Source organism: Curtobacterium sp. MCBD17_019 (genome assembly GCF_003234555.1).
Lineage (GTDB): Bacteria > Actinomycetota > Actinomycetes > Actinomycetales > Microbacteriaceae > Curtobacterium.
In genome coordinates, this window is the sequence record NZ_QKTT01000003.1 from 300305 (window position 1) to 317006 (window position 16702).

General features: G+C 72.6%; 18 protein-coding genes. 10 read left to right on the plus strand and 8 right to left on the minus strand.

All coding sequences use genetic code 11. The features are described 5' to 3' along the window. Window positions 1–28 precede the first annotated feature (28 nt). Window positions 29–1156, plus strand: a complete 1128-nt coding sequence (locus tag DEI82_RS04920) for an acyltransferase family protein (protein ID WP_111035940.1) — start codon at window positions 29–31, stop codon at window positions 1154–1156. A 193-nt stretch (window positions 1157–1349) separates the two neighbouring features. Next, on the plus strand, window positions 1350–2684 hold the full coding sequence (locus DEI82_RS04925) for a bifunctional o-acetylhomoserine/o-acetylserine sulfhydrylase (protein WP_111013753.1): 1335 nt from the start codon (window positions 1350–1352) through the stop codon (window positions 2682–2684). Between the two features lie 131 nt (window positions 2685–2815). Here the strand turns inward: DEI82_RS04925 and DEI82_RS04930 are convergent, their stop codons facing one another. Both DEI82_RS04930 and DEI82_RS04935 read right to left on the minus strand, forming a co-directional pair. Beyond that, window positions 2816–3232, minus strand: a complete 417-nt coding sequence (locus tag DEI82_RS04930; RefSeq protein ID WP_146242827.1) for a hypothetical protein — start codon at window positions 3230–3232, stop codon at window positions 2816–2818. Beyond that, entirely contained in the window at window positions 3229–4236 is a 1008-nt protein-coding gene (locus tag DEI82_RS04935) for an SDR family oxidoreductase (protein ID WP_111035941.1), read from the minus strand. The genes DEI82_RS04930 and DEI82_RS04935 overlap by 4 nt, the downstream gene beginning before the upstream one ends. A gap of 231 nt (window positions 4237–4467) precedes the next feature. Between DEI82_RS04935 and DEI82_RS04940 the strand changes: the two genes are divergently transcribed. From DEI82_RS04940 to DEI82_RS04955, 4 genes are all read left to right on the plus strand, one after another. After that, entirely contained in the window at window positions 4468–5688 is a 1221-nt protein-coding gene (locus tag DEI82_RS04940) for a homoserine O-acetyltransferase (RefSeq protein WP_111035942.1), read from the plus strand. A 149-nt stretch (window positions 5689–5837) separates the two neighbouring features. Beyond that, window positions 5838–6998 carry a sensor histidine kinase gene (locus DEI82_RS04945; RefSeq protein WP_111035943.1) on the plus strand — a complete coding sequence of 387 codons (1161 nt, stop codon included), beginning with the start codon at window positions 5838–5840 and terminating at the stop codon, window positions 6996–6998. After that, complete coding sequence (locus tag DEI82_RS04950) at window positions 6995–8311, plus strand: hypothetical protein (protein ID WP_111009236.1); 1317 nt, start codon at window positions 6995–6997, stop codon at window positions 8309–8311. The genes DEI82_RS04945 and DEI82_RS04950 overlap by 4 nt, the downstream gene beginning before the upstream one ends. A 108-nt stretch (window positions 8312–8419) precedes the next feature. Then, the gene (locus DEI82_RS04955; RefSeq protein ID WP_111009237.1) at window positions 8420–9091 is read left to right on the plus strand and encodes a response regulator transcription factor; all 672 of its coding nucleotides are present in this window, start codon (window positions 8420–8422) and stop codon (window positions 9089–9091) included. Window positions 9092–9138: 47 nt separating this feature from the next. On the opposite strand, the gene DEI82_RS04960 is transcribed toward DEI82_RS04955, so the two are convergent. The 4 genes from DEI82_RS04960 to DEI82_RS04975 form a co-directional block, all read right to left on the minus strand. Beyond that, a complete protein-coding gene (locus DEI82_RS04960) occupies window positions 9139–10407 on the minus strand; it encodes an MFS transporter (RefSeq protein ID WP_111009238.1) in 1269 nt (422 codons plus the stop codon). Window positions 10408–10666: 259 nt separating this feature from the next. Then, complete coding sequence (locus DEI82_RS04965) at window positions 10667–10870, minus strand: hypothetical protein (protein WP_111013750.1); 204 nt, start codon at window positions 10868–10870, stop codon at window positions 10667–10669. A gap of 260 nt (window positions 10871–11130) precedes the next feature. Further along, entirely contained in the window at window positions 11131–11442 is a 312-nt protein-coding gene (locus DEI82_RS04970; protein ID WP_111035944.1) for a thiamine-binding protein, read from the minus strand. Next, entirely contained in the window at window positions 11439–12731 is a 1293-nt protein-coding gene (locus tag DEI82_RS04975; RefSeq protein ID WP_146242828.1) for a glycosyltransferase 87 family protein, read from the minus strand. Before DEI82_RS04975 ends, DEI82_RS04970 begins: the two co-directional genes overlap by 4 nt. Before the next feature lie 125 nt (window positions 12732–12856). Here DEI82_RS04975 and DEI82_RS04980 point away from each other — a divergent pair, with 125 nt between their 5' ends. The 3 genes from DEI82_RS04980 to DEI82_RS04990 all read left to right on the plus strand — a co-directional run bounded on the left by DEI82_RS04980 (window position 12857) and on the right by DEI82_RS04990 (window position 14506). Then, complete coding sequence (locus DEI82_RS04980; RefSeq protein WP_111013747.1) at window positions 12857–13546, plus strand: YceI family protein; 690 nt, start codon at window positions 12857–12859, stop codon at window positions 13544–13546. A 49-nt stretch (window positions 13547–13595) separates the two neighbouring features. Then, complete coding sequence (locus DEI82_RS04985) at window positions 13596–13784, plus strand: hypothetical protein (protein ID WP_111009243.1); 189 nt, start codon at window positions 13596–13598, stop codon at window positions 13782–13784. An 86-nt stretch (window positions 13785–13870) separates the two neighbouring features. Beyond that, a complete protein-coding gene (locus DEI82_RS04990) occupies window positions 13871–14506 on the plus strand; it encodes a TetR/AcrR family transcriptional regulator (protein ID WP_111035946.1) in 636 nt (211 codons plus the stop codon). Between the two features lie 13 nt (window positions 14507–14519). Here the strand turns inward: DEI82_RS04990 and DEI82_RS04995 are convergent, their stop codons facing one another. Next, the gene (locus DEI82_RS04995) at window positions 14520–15350 is read right to left on the minus strand and encodes an ADP/ATP-dependent (S)-NAD(P)H-hydrate dehydratase (RefSeq protein WP_111035969.1); all 831 of its coding nucleotides are present in this window, start codon (window positions 15348–15350) and stop codon (window positions 14520–14522) included. A gap of 165 nt (window positions 15351–15515) precedes the next feature. Here DEI82_RS04995 and DEI82_RS05000 point away from each other — a divergent pair, with 165 nt between their 5' ends. Then, a complete protein-coding gene (locus DEI82_RS05000) occupies window positions 15516–16595 on the plus strand; it encodes an NADH:flavin oxidoreductase/NADH oxidase (RefSeq protein ID WP_111035947.1) in 1080 nt (359 codons plus the stop codon). On the opposite strand, the gene DEI82_RS05005 is transcribed toward DEI82_RS05000, so the two are convergent. After that, window positions 16592–16702, minus strand: a 111-nt coding sequence (locus DEI82_RS05005; RefSeq protein WP_146242829.1) for an integrase core domain-containing protein, incomplete at its 5' end; no start/stop codon positions are given. The genes DEI82_RS05000 and DEI82_RS05005 overlap by 4 nt on opposite strands.

Genomic DNA, 16702 nt, shown 5'->3' on the forward strand with positions numbered 1-16702 from the left:
GGTGCGCGTTCGGGTAGCGTGGCGGGGCATGAGCACGGACGTCCTCTCGACCGCGCCCTCGGCTCCCCCGGTCACTCCCGACGGGCCTGCACCAGCGCGGGTGCGGGTGCCGTTGTGGGACACCGCGCGGTTCCTCGCGGTGACGCTGGTCGTCATCGGGCACGCGATCCAGCGGCAGACGACCGCGAGCGACCACGCGATGGCGCTCTACACGTTCATCTACGCGTTCCACATCCCGGCGTTCGGTGTGATCAGCGGGTACTTCTCGTCGTCCGCGACCCCGACTCCCGTGCGGATGCGACGCACGATCGCCGAGATCGTCGTGCCGTACATCGTCATGCAGACGATCTGGACGGTGGTGGAGTCGATCGTCGAGGGCCGGAAGCAGTTCAACCCGACGCAGCCGACGTGGACGCTCTGGTTCCTGCTCGCGCTCGGGATCTTCCGACTCGTGCTCCCCTACCTGGCGCAGCTCCGGTGGCCGCTGCTGTGGACGGTCGCCGCGAGCATCGGCGTCGGGTACCTCGACAACGTCGACTCCACCCTGTCGCTGTCCCGTGCGATCGGACTCATGCCGTTCTTCGTCCTCGGCTGGCAGCTCAAGGGCTGGGGGGTGATGGACCGGTGGGCCGGCGCGCCGCGGCGGGTGGTCGTGTGGGTGCGGTCGGCCGCGGTCGTGGTGCTCGCGGCGTGGGGCACGGCGTGCGTCGTGTTCGTCCGGCCGTTCCGCTCGTTCGAGCTGCACCATTGGTTCTTCTACGACGACTCGTACTCGGGGCTCGGGCAGGACGCCTGGTGGGCCGGGTTCCTGCGACTGGGGCTCATGGTGCTGGCGAGCGCCCTCACGGCGTCGTTCCTGCTGCTCGTCCCGCGGCGGCGGGTGTGGTTGTCGGCCTTCGGGCAGGCGACGATGTACGTGTACCTGCTGCACACCTTCGTGCTCTACCCGATCCGGGAGTCCGGGGTGCTGTCGGGTCCGCACTCGGCCTGGCCGTACCTGCTGCTCATGGTGGCGCTCGCGATCACGGTGGCCGTGCTGCTCGCGACGCCACCGGTCCGGGCCGCGACCCGGTGGCTGCTCGAGCCGCGGGTGCCGCTGCTGTTCCGGCGGGACCCGGACCAGGAGCCGACGTCGGAGGCGACGCGCGCCTCCTGACCCGACCCGCACCTCCCGACCCGACCCGCGCCTCCCGGAGCGGGTCGCCGACGAGTCCCGACGCCGCCGTGTTACGCGCGCTGACGCCCGACGTTGCCGTGGGTGGAGGGCGGTCCTAGCCTGGCCGGACCGCGAGGGTGCGCCGTCCCTCCCGACGTCACCACGGCGCGTGCGGACTGCGAGGACGGACACCATGACCGAGACCACCGACCCGACGACCTGGCGTTTCGAGACGACGCAGGTGCACGCGGGTGCCCGACCGGACCCGACGACGGGGGCGCGCGCGACGCCGATCTACAAGACGACGTCGTACGTCTTCGAGAGCTCGGACCACGCCCGCGACCTGTTCGCCCTGGCCGCGCCGGGCAACATCTACTCGCGGATCATGAACCCGACGAACGACGTCGTCGAGCAGCGCATCGCGGCGCTCGAGGGTGGTACGGGCGCCCTGCTCGTGTCCTCCGGGCAGGCGGCCGAGACGTACGCCGTGCTCAACATCGCGGGCGCCGGCGACCACATCGTGTCCTCGTCGTCGATCTACGGCGGCACGTACAACCTGTTCAAGTACACGCTCGCCAAGCTCGGCATCGAGACGACGTTCGTCGAGGACCAGGACGACCCGGACGAGTGGCGCCGGGCCGTGCGGCCGAACACGAAGCTCTTCTTCGCCGAGACGATCGGCAACCCGAAGATCAACGTCCTCGACATCGCGACGGTGTCCGGCGTCGCCCACGACGCCGGTGTGCCCCTCGTCGTCGACAACACCATCGCGACGCCGTACCTCATCCGTCCGTTCGAACACGGCGCCGACATCGTGGTGCACTCGGCGACGAAGTTCCTCGGCGGGCACGGCACCGTGATCGGCGGCGTGCTCGTGGACGGCGGCCGGTTCCCGTGGTCACAGCACGCCGAGCGGTTCCCGGAGCTGAACCAGCCCGACCCGTCGTACCACGGCGCCGTGTTCACGCAGGCGGTCGGCGACGGCCTCGCGTACGTCGTCAAGGCGCGGGTGCAGCTCCTCCGCGACCTCGGTGCTTCGAACTCGCCGGACACCGCGTTCGCGCTGCTCCAGGGCATCGAGACGCTGAGCCTGCGGATCGAGCGGCACGTGCAGAACGCGCAGGAGATCGCGGAGTGGCTCGACCGTCACCCGGACGTGGCGACGGTCGCGTACGCCGGACTGCCGACGAGCCCCTGGTACGCCGCGGCCACGAAGTACGCCCCGAAGGGCGTCGGCGCGGTGCTGTCGTTCGAGCTCAAGGGCGGCGTCGACGCCGGCCGGGCGTTGGTCGACAACCTGTCGCTGTTCAGTCACCTGGCGAACATCGGCGACGTGCGGTCCCTCGTGATCCACCCGGCGTCGACGACGCACTCGCAGCTCACGCCCGAGCAGCAGCTCACCACGGGCGTGACGCCGGGTCTCGTCCGTCTGTCGGTGGGCATCGAGAACGTCGCGGACCTCATCGCCGACCTGGAGGCCGGGCTCGCCGCCGCGCGTCGGGTCGCCGAGGCGGGCCTCACCGCCTGACGACCGACCGGGCCCGGCTCGACGCCCTCCCGCCGAGATCGCGCAACACGCCGCTTCGACCACTGTGACAACGGCGTGTTCTGCGATCTCGGCCGAGGAGGGCGAGCGGCGGCGGCCCCGGCCGACGAGGGCTAGCGGCGGCGGCCCCGGCCGACGAGGAGCGCCTCGGCGACGCCGAGCCCCACCGCGATCACGAGCTGGGACGCGCCGAGGCGTCGCCACCGACCGCCGACGAGCAGCAGCGGCAGCATCGAGACCGCGTGGGTCGCATCGACCACGGCGGCGACCGTGTGCGCGTCGGGGGTGTCGACCCGGCGCAGCACCACGGCCTCGACGAGTTGCCGCAGCCCGAGCACCCGGTGGAACGCGGCGACCCCGCCCCGACGCGCACCCGTTGCCCGGTCGGGTGCACCGCCTCGCGCCGCGAGGAGGTGCAGGACGCCCAGGCCGCCCCGCATCACCTCCACCGCGGCGGCGGAACCGGGCCCTGCGGACGGGTGCCGGGCCTCCCGACCGGTGCGGCGCCCCGGTGCTGCACCGAGACTCATCGGCCGCGACCCCCGGAACGGGTGGCGGTGGCGACGACGCCGGCCACGCCGATCGCGCCCGCGAGGATCGCGGACCCGAGGCGGCGGTGCTCGACGAACCAGGTCTGCGGCGACCACGCGTGGGCGGTGTCGTCGAAGATCCCGTGCGCACCGTGGTCGCCCGGCACCGGCTCGTAGAGGTTGTCGGGCAGCATCGGCTCGTCCTTCTGCGGCGCCTGCTGGCCGTCGACGAGCGTGCGGGCGGCGTACCAGTCCGCGAACCGGCCGCTGATCCGGTTCCCGATGATCGTGTAGACGGTCGACTCTCCGACCCACGTCCGCGGGCGTGGCCGCTCGGCGACCGTCGCGATGGCGCGGGCCCCGACCTCGGGCTGGTAGATCGGTGCCACGGGCTGCGGGTGGTGTGGCAGCTTCGACTTCACCCAGTTGAACTGGATCGTGTTGAGCGCGGGCATGTCGACCCGCGAGACCGTGACGTTGCTGCCCTCGTTGCGCAGCTCACTGACGACCGACTCGGTGAACCCGACGATCGCGTGCTTGGCGCCGCAGTACGCCGCTTGCAGTGGGATCCCGCGGAACCCGAGCGCGGAGCCGACCTGGATCACCTGTCCACGGTCCCGCGGCCGCATGTGACGCAGCGCGGCACGGGTCCCGTTGACGAACCCGAAGTACGTCACCTGGTTCGCCCGCGCGAAGTCGTCCGGGTCGGTGTCCATGAACGAGCCGAACACGCCGACCATGACCCCGTTGACCCACAGGTCGATCGGCCCGAGCTCGGCCTCGACGCGGTCGGCGGCGGCCTCGACGGCCTCGCGATCCGCGACGTCCGCGACGAGCGCGAGGCCGCGCCTCCCGGCTCGCCGCACCTCGGCGACCGCCGCGTCGACGCCCTCCTGCCCGCGGGCGAGGACGGCGACGTCCCAGCCCCGTGCGGCGAGTTCCCGCACCGTCGCCCGGCCGAGTCCGGCCGAGCCTCCCGTCACCACGGCGATCCCACGAGCCATCCGGTCCTCCTCGCGTCCTGCCGTCGCCCGAGCGGCGCGGCCCTCCACGTCTACCGGACGGCCGTCGGCGGCGCTCAGCGAGCGTGGGGCGGCACACGTCCGATCGCCCCGCTCCCTCAGACGGACGTGGATCCCGGCCGGGGCCGGCCGGGAGGCCCGGAGCCCGCCCGCCACGCCCCTCGCGTAACAAAGCACCCACGCCGTCCGCGACCCCGGGAGAATGGGCGGACGATGGACTGGCAGACGACCCCGGAGGACTCGGTCCCCTCGACCCTGGTCCCCGGTCCCGCCCTGCTCGGTGGCGGCCTCGGGATCGTCGGCAAGCCACCGGTGACGGGCGCCTGGCGACCCGGCGACCCGGCGGGCTCCCGCCGGTTCCTGGACCTCGGCGCCGTGACCGTCCGCGGCGGGGTGCTCCCGTCGACCCGCGTCGCCTACGAGACCTGGGGCGAACTCGACGCCGAGCGCTCGAACGCCGTGCTCGTGTTCCACGCGCTCACCGGCGACTCGCACGTCACCGGCCCGGCGGGGCCCGGACACCGGACGGCCGGCTGGTGGGAGGACGTCGTCGGCCCCGGTCGGGCGATCGACACCGACCGGTGGTTCGTCGTCGCGCCGAACATGCTCGGCGGCTGCCAGGGCACGACGGGGCCGTCCGCACTCGCCCCCGACGGCGTCGAGTGGGGGTCGCGGTTCCCGTTCCTCACCGTCCGCGACCAGGTGGGCGTCCAGGCGCGCCTGGCGGACCATCTGGGCATCGACCGGTTCGCGGCGGTCGTCGGCGGTTCGATGGGCGGCATGCACGCCCTCGAGTTCGCCGTGACGTACCCGGAGCGGGTCGAGCGGCTGGCGGTGCTGTCGGCACCGGCGCAGACCACGGCGGACCAGATCGCGGGGAACTCCCTGCAGCGCGCCGCGATCCAGATGGACCCCGGGTACGCCGGCGGCGACTACTTCGACGCCGAACCCGGCGACGGCCCGCACCGCGGCCTCGCGCTCGCCCGCCGGATGGCGCTCCTGACCTACCGCGCTCCCGACGAGCTCAACGGGCGGTTCGCCCGGAGCTGGCAGAGCGATGTGTCGCCGCTCGGCAACGACGGACGGTTCTCGGTCGAGAGCTACCTCGACTTCCACGGGAACAAGTTCACCCGCCGGTTCGACGCCGACTCGTACCTGACGCTCCTGCACGCGATGGACTCCCACGACGTCGGGACCGGCCGAGGCGGCGTCGTCCCGGCGCTCGGGCGGGTCCGTGCCCGCACCCTCGTCGTCGGGATCACGAGCGACCGCTTGTTCCCCCTCGAGGACCAGGACCGCATCGCCGCGGGCATCCCGGACACCCTCGACGGCGACCGCGCGACGGTCATCGCGAGCGCCTACGGACACGACGGCTTCCTCATCGAGCACGAGGCCGTGGGGCGACACCTCCGGCGGCTGCTGCACGACGCGTGACCGCCGCGATCGTTCGCTGGTGATAACGATTCAGCACCAGACCGGGGACCCGGACCGTGCCGGATCCCCTCGAACGGGTGCCGTCTGTGCGAGCATGGTCGAACGCGAAGGAACCACCTCGCGGATCCGTTTCCCCCTGCAGGACATCGATGGACCTCATCGCGCAAGAACGTGACCGGTTGCTCCGGACGACGACGCGCGTTGTCGGCATCGTCTGCGCACTCGTCAGCGTCGTGGCGGTCCTGTGCGCGGGCAGCATCCCGACCGCGCCGCTCGTCGTCGGGCTCCTCGGCGTCGCGGTGCTCGTCGGCGCGCTCTGGGGTGTCGGTGCGAACGGCGCCTGGTACTGGACCGTCCTGGCGGTCGTGGGCGGGGTCGGTGCCCTCGTCGCGCTCACCCAGTCGGTCGGCGACGCCGGCGACCGCGACGTCGTCGCCGCGGGCCTGGTGCCCCTCGCCGCGGGTGGCCTGTCGTCGCTCGTCATGTCGCAACGCGGCCGTCCGGCGCTGCTCGTGCTCGTGCTCCTGTCCGGCGTCGCCGCGGTCGGCATCATCGTCTGGACGTGTCGCTCGCCGTTCGCGAGCCCCGTCGGCGGTGTGCTGCTCGGCTGGGTGCTCACCTGCGTCATCGCCTACTGGGTGTCGCTGAGCATCCCGCGGGTCGCTCGCAGGATCTTCAGCATCGGCAACGCACACCGCGCCGAGCGGCAGGCGAGCGAGACCGAGGCCCAGCGTCGCCAGGGGGCCCGCCTCCTGCACGACACCGTCCTCGCGACCCTGACGCTCCTCGCCCACTCCGGGGTCGGCGTCTCGGAGCAGGCGATGCGCGAGCAGGCAGCGGAGGACGCCCGACTGCTCCGCCACCTCCGCCTCGGCGCGACCCCGCAGCCCCAGGAGTCGAACGGCTACACGCTGACCCAGACCGAGGAGTCACCCCTCGGGCAGACCCTCGAGTCCGTCAAGCAGCGGTTCGGCCGCATGGGACTCGAGGTGAGCTGGCACGGCACCGGCCAGGTCCTCCTGCCCACGCACGTGCTCGACGCATTCCTGCTCGCGCTCGCCGAGTGCCTGGAGAACGTGCGCCGTCACGCGGGTGTCGCCGAGGCGCACGTCACGATCGTCCACGACACGAGCATGGTCCGCGCCATGGTGACCGACTCCGGCGTCGGGTTCGAGATCGACTCCATCAACGAGGAGCGTCTCGGGTTCAAGGAGAGCGTCGTGAACCGCCTCCGCGAGGTCGGCGGCGACGCCCGCCTGTTCTCGGCGCCCGGCTCGGGCACTACGGTCGTCCTGGAGGCCCCGCGATGACCTTCCCCGAGGACACCATCGGCCGCGAGACCATCGGCAGCCGGGAGGAACCCCCACGCACACGGCGCGAGGCCCGCGAGCGCGCGAAGGGCAACGACCGGCGCCAGGCGCGTGGTCTGCCGTCGACCTCGACCGGGGCGCGCTCGTTGCAGCAGGCGGCGCAGCCCGGGGCGTCGCTCGGCACCGGTCACCTCGGCCTCGGTGCGGCCGTGCTCACCGCCCTGCAGGCCGTGTCGGGCATCGTGCTGTTCCTCGTGCACTGGCCCGACTACAGCGACCCGTACGCCGCCGCGGCCGCGTGGCTGCTCTACATCGTCGCCGCGATCGGGGTGACCGCGACGGTGCTGACGTACGGCGAGCGCCTCACCGGGCTCGCGTTCACGCTCATCTGCCTCGTGCTCGCCTGCGTCGTCGCCCTCGACTTCATCGCGGTCTGGCCCGAGCACGACATCGCCCACACCGCGACCGCGTCGATCGCCGCCGGATTCGCGCTCCTGCCGATGACCACGCTGCGTCCCGCCCGCGAGGTCGTCGTGGCGATCGTCGCGCTCGGTGTGGCGTTCGTCGTCATGACGTTGGTCTCGACGCCGATCGACCGGACGACCCTGCCCGGGCAGGTCTCGATGCTCGCGCTCGTCCTCGTCCCGCCGTCGGTCGCGCTCTTCATCGTGCATCGGTTCCGACAGCTCGTGCAGCGCGAACTCGACCGTGTGCTCGTCCAGAGCACCGTGACGGCGCCGCAGTTCGCCGTCGGGATGCTCGCGTCCGAGGAACTCGCGCGCCTCGACCTCGCCGCCGAGAAGCTCCTGGACAGCGTCGCGAACGGCACCGATCCCCTGCCGCTCTCCCCCGCCAGTGCGTCCGTGGCCGCGCAGCTCGCCACCGAGCTCCGGCTGCACCTCATCGAGGGGCGCCGGGAGACCTGGCTGTACCACGCGATCACCGAATCCGACCACCTCGGGCGCGCCGTGAGCGTGACCGATCCGGGCTCGCTCGCCGGCCACCTGACCCCCGCGCAGCGCGACGGTCTCCTGCAGGCGATCTGGCTCATGGTCGGCGACGGACGCGCCGCGACGACCGGCAGCGCGACCGTGTCGGTGACCCTCGGTCCGATGGGCGCCGCCGGTCATCCCGTGTCGGACGAGACGATGGACGTGCCCGTCGTCATCGAGTCACGCGGCGTCCCACGACGTCGGCTCGGCCCAGCGGCGTGGAGCGCGCTCCAACGCGTGGGGCCGTACACGGACACCGTCCGCGACGGCGTCCTGCACGTCGTCGTGCACTGCGTCGTCAACCGACACCCGTCGATGTGACCGCCGTCACCGGATCCCGGGCACCAGCCGCGACACACTGACCGCCTGTTCCTCCACCGCCGATCGATCCACCTAGGATCCCGGTACCGCCAAGAAAGGACGCCGCTCGTGGCAGCTCCCGAGGACCCCATCCGACTCGCACTCGTCGACGACCACCGCATGCTGCTCGGAGCGCTCACGGAGTGGATCCGTGGAGCCGCCGACGACATCACGCTCGTCGCGGCGGTCACCACGTGGCCCGAACTCCTGACCAATCCGGCGTTCCCCGTCGACGTCGTGCTCCTCGACCTCGACCTCAAGGACTCGATCCCGATCTCCCTCAAGATCTCCACGCTGAAGACCGCGGGTGTCACGACCGTCGTCATGAGCACCTACTCGGAGCCGAACGTCGTGCGCGAGGCCCTCGGCTCCGGCGCGATGGGCTACCTCGTCAAGAGCGAGGGCGCCGAGATGATCGTCGAGGCGATCCGCTCCGCGCACCGCGGCGAGCCGTACATCTCCGCCGAGCTCGACCTGGCGCTCAACGCCGGGGACGTCGGCGGCGTGCCGAAGCTGAGTGCCCAGGAGCGCCGCGTCATGGCGCTGTACGGCGGTGGCGAGCCGGTCAAGAGCGTCGCCTACCAGCTGGGGATCTCGGAGGAGACCGCGAAGAGCTACCTCAAGCGCATCCGCGAGAAGTACCGGGTCGCGGGCTTCGACGTCGGCACGAAGGTCGCCCTGCGGAAGCGTGCGATCACCGACGGCATCATCATCCAGACGGACGCTCCGCACGGGCTCTGAGGATCCGCGACGGCCGAGACCCCGAGGGGTCTCGGCCGTTTCGCACGTCAGACGGTCGGCACCGGCGACGTGATCGGGCCGGTGCGCGGGTGCTGGTCCCGCGCCAGGGCCGTGCGACGGTTCGTCCGCCGCTCCATCGAGAAGCTGATGGTGATGATGCCGAGGCCGAGCAGTGCCAGGACGATGCCGATCCAGCCCGGGGCGGCGTAGCCCCAGCCGGCGGCGATCGCGCTGCCCCCGAGGAGCGCGCCGAGGCTGTTCCCGATGTTGAACGCCGAGTGGTTGAGCGCCGCGGCGATGCCCTTCGACTCCCCCGCGACGTCCATGAGCCGCGACTGGACACTCGGCGAGATCATGGACGAGGTGGCACCGAGGGCGAACATCCCGACGAACAGCCCGACGACGGTCGCGGCGGTGAGCGTCACGAGCAGGAGCGCGGCGATGAGCGCGGCGAACCCGACGTACGTGGCCCGGCGCAGGTCGACGTCGGCGAAGTGACCACCCGCGATGTTGCCGACCGTCATGCCGACGCCGACGGTGACGAGCACGAACGGAACGAACGACACGGGCAGGTGCGTGACGTGCTGCACCAGCGGTGAGATGTACGAGTACACGGCGAAGAAGCCGCCGAAGCCGATGGCACCGCACGCCATCATGATCCACACCTGCGGGACCCGGAACGCGCGGAGCTCCCGCCGGAACGACGCGCCCGGCTCGGCCGGGTGGAACGGTACGAGCGTGGCGACCGCGACGAAGGTGAGCGCGAACAGCGCCGCGACGATGAGGTACGCGGCGCGCCATCCGGCGTGCTGACCGATGAACGTGACGAGCGGGACGCCGACGACGTTCGCGATGGTGAGTCCGCCGAGCACCATCGACACGCCCTTGCCGCGGCTGCCCGGGCCCATGATCTCCGCGGCGACGAGCGAAGCGATGCCGAAGTACGCCCCGTGCGGCAGGCCGGCCACGAACCGCGCCGCGAGGACGAGTCCGAACGACGGGAGCACCGCACTGGCGACCGTGGCGAGCGTGAAGCCCACGAGCAGGCCGAGCAGGAGCTGCTTACGGGGGAACCGCGCCGCCGCCGCCGCGATCGTCGGAGCGCCGACGACGACGCCCAGCGCGTAGGCGCTGACCAGCCAGCCCGCGTGGGCGATACCGGCCTCGGGGTCGACCACGTACTGGTGGTGCAGCAGGGAGGACGCGAGGTTCGGCAGGAGGCCCATGGCGACGAACTCGGTCGTGCCGATGGCGAACCCACCGAGGGCGAGCGCGAGGAGCGCCGCGGTCTTGCGCGCGGGCGTGAGCGTGGTCATGGCGTGTCTTCCGGCGGGGGTCGGACGGGATCGCACCGCGGAGCTGGTGTCAGGGCCCCGCTGCTCCCGCGCCGCGCCGACGGGGCCGTCACGACCGGCGGAGCCGGGGCGCTCGGCGGCGAGCATGCCCGTTCGCAACGGGCTCCGTCCATGCTAGGTCGGCATCAGTGGCCTCGGAAGCACAGCTCGGCGTGTCCGGTCGAATCGGTTCGACCTGCTCGACGTCCGGCCCACGCCTCGGTTCGAGCCGTGCATGCGCTCAGGCCGCGCGAGCCGCGACCTCGTTGTCGTCGCTGCGGTCACGGGCGGACGACCTCGGCTCGGGAAGCGCGTCACGCCAGGTCCAGCCGACACCGCACTCGGTGCAGGTCGCCCACGCTTGCTCGCCGTGCTCCGGCCCGTCGCCGGTGTCCACCAGCACGGTCTGCAGATCGCAGTCGGGGCACCATCCCTCGAAGATCATCCGAGCCTCCTGTCCGTGACCACGTCGTGGCCCGTCGCGCTTCGTCCTGTCGACCGGGTCGGGCAGGTCCCTGGTGTGGGGATCACGTCCGCCCCGATGATCCAAGGACACACCCGACCACCGACATCGCCGGAACCACCGCGGCGTGTCGGCCGATCGCACGCAGCGCTCCCAGGTCTGCGCATGCGCCGCTCGCGGCGAGCACCGGAGCCGGCCGAAGTCGCGGCCCGGTCAGCGCTCAGCCGCGGCGCCAGCAGTGCTCAGTCGCGGCCCAGAGCGCGCTCGAGGCGGGCGAGCTTGCCGTCGATCTCGCCCGAGTGCCCCGGCCGGATGTCGGCCTTGAGCACGAGGGACACGCGCGTGCCGAAGGGGGCGACGGCCTCGGTTGCGGCCTTGACCACGGCCATGACCTCGTCCCACTCGCCCTCGAGCTCGGTGAACATCGACGAGGTGCGGTTCGGGAGCCCGGACGCCCGCACGACGCGGACGGCGGCGGCGACGGCGTCGTGCACCGAGCCGTCTTCGGCGGCGGCGGGACCGCCGGACGGGGCGACGGAGAACGCGACGATCATGCGTCCATCGTGCCACCGACCCGTCGACCGTCCTCCCGGTCGCCGGCGGTGACGGGACGTCGCATGCGGACGAGCGCGACGACCGCCCACACGAGGATCGCCAGCTCGAGCGCGTTCCGCACGGACAGGACCGCGAGGGTCACCGGGTCGAGCGCCAGCAGCCGGTCGTACGGGGCGGGGTACACCAGCTGCGTGGTGAACGCGGTGACGAGGGCGAGCCCCGCCGGCGCCAGGAAGCGCAGGGCGCTCGCCCGACCCGCCAGGAGGCCCCACACCACCGGCACCGCGAACCACCCGATGTACTGCGGGGACCCGACCTTGTTCGTGACGAGCAGCGCGCCGACGAGCGCGGTCGCGAGGACCGGAGCGACCTCGGCTCGTCGTGCGCCGCCGGTCACGGCCCACAGGGCGAGGAGCACCACGGCCACGACGACGAGTGCCATGAACGGTGTCGAGAGGGCGGCGGCGGCGGCCGTCCCGGATCCACGCACCTGGAACGTCAGGATCGTCTGGTCGTAGTACACGACGGTGCCGGGCACCCCGGCGTGCGCGCGCCACAGGAACGCGGTCGCCAGCGGCGCCTCGATCTGGAGGCCCCGCCCGGTCTGCTGCCCGACGAACGACAGCAGGTGGGCGCCCCCGCCGAGCACGAGGTCGACCAGCACCACGACGAGGGTCGTCGCCCCGGCCGCCATGAGCACCGGCCGACGACCGCGCCGCAGGAGCACGAGCGTCCCGACGAGCACGGCCGGCCAGACCTTGATCCAGGCTGCGAGGGTGAACAGGGACGACGCGACGGCCGGACGCGCGGCGAGGACGACCACGCCGGCGAGGGCGAGACACGTCGCCACGGTGTCGATCCGACCGAGGGCGATCGGTCCGAGCGCCACGAGGAACACCGTCCACCACCACGCGACGCGCACCCCGAGGACGCGGTGCCGCCAGAGCAGCACGAACACCCCGAGGTCGAGCACGGTCATGAGCACGAGCCAGCCGGTGCCGATGGTCGCGACACCCCCCGCCGCGGCGAGCACCATCGGCACGAGGGCGACCACCGGGTAGACCCAGTCGCGGTCGATGCCGACCCAGGAGCCGGATGCGGCGCCCTCGGTGACCCAGTTCCGGTAGGTGTACGTGACGTCGCCGAGCGGCAGGTTCGGGAGCACGCGGTCGAGGTACCAGAGCAGTGCGTGCACGCCGAGGAACGCGACCACGAGCGCGATGTCCGCCGAGCGGGCGACGAGGGCGCGACGCGCGTGCGACGCGACGGCGTCAGGCGGGGCGGTCACCACCGGACGAGCGTAGCGGTGGCCGGTGCGGGTGCCCGCGGCGACGGGCGGCGTTCCTGCGGTCCGTGGCGGTGTCTCCAGGGGCCTCCCAGGGGTGACGCAGCGCGCCGTGCCACGGTTCGGCCATGCGCAAGCGGACGATCTGGATCGGCATCGGCGTCGTCGTGGTGGTGTTCGCGGTCATCGCCGCGGTCGTCGGGCCCGTGGTGTACCGGAACCACGTGGATGCCCAGGCCGAGGCGACCCCGAGCGTCGCCGCGAGCCGGGCACCGTCGACGCTCCACACCGCGGAGATGGACGGCACCTGGCGCGTGGCGAGTGGCTCGACCGCTGGGTACCGCGTGCACGAGGTCCTCAACGGGCAGCCGGTCACGGTCACGGGTCGGACGGGGCAGGTGTCCGGCACCGCCACGGTGGCGGGCAGCGCGATCACGGCCGCGACGATCCGGGTCGACGTGGCGAGCATCCACACGGACTCCAGCCAGCGCGACGCGTACTTCCGGGACTCGGCGATGGACGCCGATGCCTTCCCGACCGCCACGTTCACCACGACGGCGTCGATCCCCGGTGCGGTGCCGTCCTCGTCGAGCAGGACGACGACCAGCCGGGTCACCGGGGAACTCACCCTGCACGGCGTGACGCGGACGGTGACGGCGACCATCCAGTCGGGACTCGACGGCGACGGTGCGGACGTGTCCGGCACGATCCCGATCCGGTTCGCCGACTACGGCGTGACCGCCCCGAGTCTCGGGTTCGTCAAGGTCGAGGACACCGGGTCGGTCGAGTTCGAGGTGCACGCGACCCCGGCCTCCTGACCGTCCCTGCCGCACGTCCGCGCACGTGCCCCCGCGTACGGTCCTCGGCATGGGCACCCCGAGCAGCGGAACGATCGACATCCCGGGCCTCGGCCCCGTGGACTGGCGCGGCGAGGACGAGGTGGACGACCGCGGTGGACCGACGAGGCGGGTCGTGCACGAGGCGAAGCGCGCGGACGGCACCAACCTCACCCCTCCCGAGCTGAGCCAGGTCAAGCGGCAACTCGACGCGCGGTAGCCCCGCGCGGGCAGCCTCCGACCCCGCTGCCGTGTCCCCAGGACTGGCGGTCGCGCCAGAGACCCGATCTGCGGTCGGATGGTCGAGTGACCGACACCGCGCTGGACGGGGCTCCGACCGTCGACGACCGCCGCACCGCGATCCTGGAGGCGGCGATCGCGATGTTCCGCGATGTCGCGTTCCACGAGGCGTCGCCCGAGCTGCTCGCGGAGCGCGCGGGGACGACGGTCGCGGAGCTCGAGGAGACGATCGGGCCCTGGGACACCCTCGTGCTCGCCACCATCGAGCACTGGAACGCACAGCGGATGGCACCGATCCTCCCGCTCGCCGAGCGCTACGGCGCCGTGCGGTTCCTCCGCGGCATCGTCGAGGCGAACGTCGAGGACCCGGCGCTCATGCGTCTGCTCACGGCGATGCTCAACATCGCCGCGACGCCCGGGCACCCGCTCGCGCCGCACCTCCAGGACCGGTGGCTGACGTTCCAGCTCATGGTGCAGCGGCAGCTGTCCCGCGACATCGAGGCCGGACGGGAGCCGGACACCATGGTGCCGGCGTACGGCTCCGAGCAGCTCATCGCGCTCTACGAGGGCCTGCAGCTGCAGTCGATGGTGCGCCCGGGCATGGACCTGGTCGAGGCGTTCGACCGCGCGATCACGCGCATGCGCGAGGGGTGGTCCCGTGCCTACATCCCGCCCGTGTGGGAGATCGACCTGCCGCTGTAGCGCTCCGCCACGCTCAGACGGTCCGTCCGGTCGCGAGGTCCGCGACGACACGCGAGACGTGTTCCGCGAGTGACGTCATCGTGAACGGGCCACCGTCCGAGGCACGGACGGCGGCGGTGCCGTGCAGCACGGCCGCCGTCGCGGCCAGATGCGCCAGGTCCGCCGGTGTCAGGGGCCCCCGCGCGGCCCGCGTCGCCACGAGCGCGCCGAGCACGCCGCCGAGCGCGTCCCCCGCGCCGGCCGCCGCGAGCCACGGGGTGGCGCTGTCCGCGGTGAACGACGGCCCGCCGTCGGGTGTGGCGACGTGCGTGATCCGGCCCTTGAGCAGGACGGTCGAGCCGGTCCGGTCGGCGGCGCGACGCGCGGATCCACGCGGATCTGCCTGCACCGCGGCCCGGTCGACGCCGAGGAGCTTCGCCAGCTCGCCCGCGTGGGGCGTCAGGACGGCGGCCGGTCCGAGGTCGACCGCGCCGAGCGCCCCGGCGTCCACGACGACCGGCACGCCGTCGTCCGACGCGTGCGCGAGCCCCTCACGGGTCTCGGCGTCGAGGGCGTCGGCGTTCGTCCCGGAGCCGACGAGCCACGCCTGGACGCGTCCCACACCGGACACGACCTCGGGGCGTCGCGCGAGCACGAAGTCCGTCGCCCGCTCCGGACCGACGTACCGCACCATGCCGACGCCCGTGTGGACGGCTGCGTCGACACCGATCACGGCAGCGCCCGGGTACGCACTCGACCCCGTCGCGATGCCGAGCACGCCGCGACCGTACTTGTCGGTGTCCGGCTCGGGCGGGGTGATCCAGTCGGCGGCGTCCTCGATGCGGAAGGGGCGGAATGCGTTCACGTCCCCCACGTTACGGTTGACTGGAGGAGTCCGTTCCGCTCGGGGCCACGGAGGACGCCGGGCCGACGGCGGCACGACGCCGTCCCCGTCCCGCGGGCGCTCCTCCACACCCTCGCTGCACCGTCCGGCGCGGCGGGCACCGCCCCGACACGAGGAGACCACCGCGTGACGCACGCCCTGTTCGAACCCATCACCCTCCGCGGACTCGAGGTCCGCAACCGCATCTGGGTCTCCCCGATGTGCCAGTACTCGGTGGAACGACAGGACGGCGTCCCGACACCGTGGCACCTGGTGCACCTCGGGTCGTTCGCGCGTGGCGGCGCGGGGGCCGTGCTGGCCGAGGCCACGGCCGTCGTGCCGGAGGGACGCATCACCCCGCACGACCTCGGGATCTGGAACGACGAGCAGCGCGACGCCTTCCGTCCGATCGTCGACTTCATCCACAGCCAGGGTGCGGCCGCCGGCATCCAGCTCGCGCACGCCGGCCGGAAGGCGTCGACCCACCGCACCTGGGCCGAACAGCACGGCAGCGTCCCCGCCGACGAGGGCGGATGGACGACCGTCGCGCCGAGTGCGATCGCGTTCGACGGGTACGCCGAGCCGGCCGCGCTCGACACCGACGGCATCCACGAGGTCGTCCGGGCCTTCGCCGCCGCCGCTCGCCGTGCCGTGGACGCGGGCTTCGACCTGCTCGAGGTGCACGCCGCACACGGGTACCTGCTCCACCAGTTCCTCTCGCCGCTCAGCAACACCCGGACCGACGCCTACGGAGGCTCCCTCGAGAACCGGGCACGCGCGCTCGTCGAGGTGGTCGACGCCGTCCGGGCCGAGGTCGGCGCCGACGTGCCGATCGTCGTGCGGTTCTCGGCCACCGACTGGGTGGACGGCGGATGGACGCTCGAGGACACCGAGCAGCTGACACGCTGGGTCGCCGAGCACGGAGCCGACATGGTGGACGTCTCGACGGGTGGCAACGTCCCGCAGGCCACCATCCCCGTCGGTCCCGGCTACCAGGTGCCGTTCGCGGCGGCGATCCGAGCGGCGACCGGTGTGCCCACGGCAGCGGTCGGGATGATCGACGAGCCACACCAGGCCGAGCAGGTCCTCGTCACCGGGCAGGCGGACGTCGTCATGATCGGTCGGGCACTCCTGCGCGACCCGAACTTCGCCCTCCGGGCCGCGGCGGCGCTCCGCGTCGAGCTGCCGTACGCGCCCCGGCAGTACCACCGCGCGCCGATCGTCTAGTTGTACTGCCCAGGGAGGTTGGTCAACCGAGTGATCGGTGACCGGTTCCCGATGGCGGTGTGGGGCCGGTGGTGATTGTAGTGATGCAGCCATGCCGGGAGGGCGTT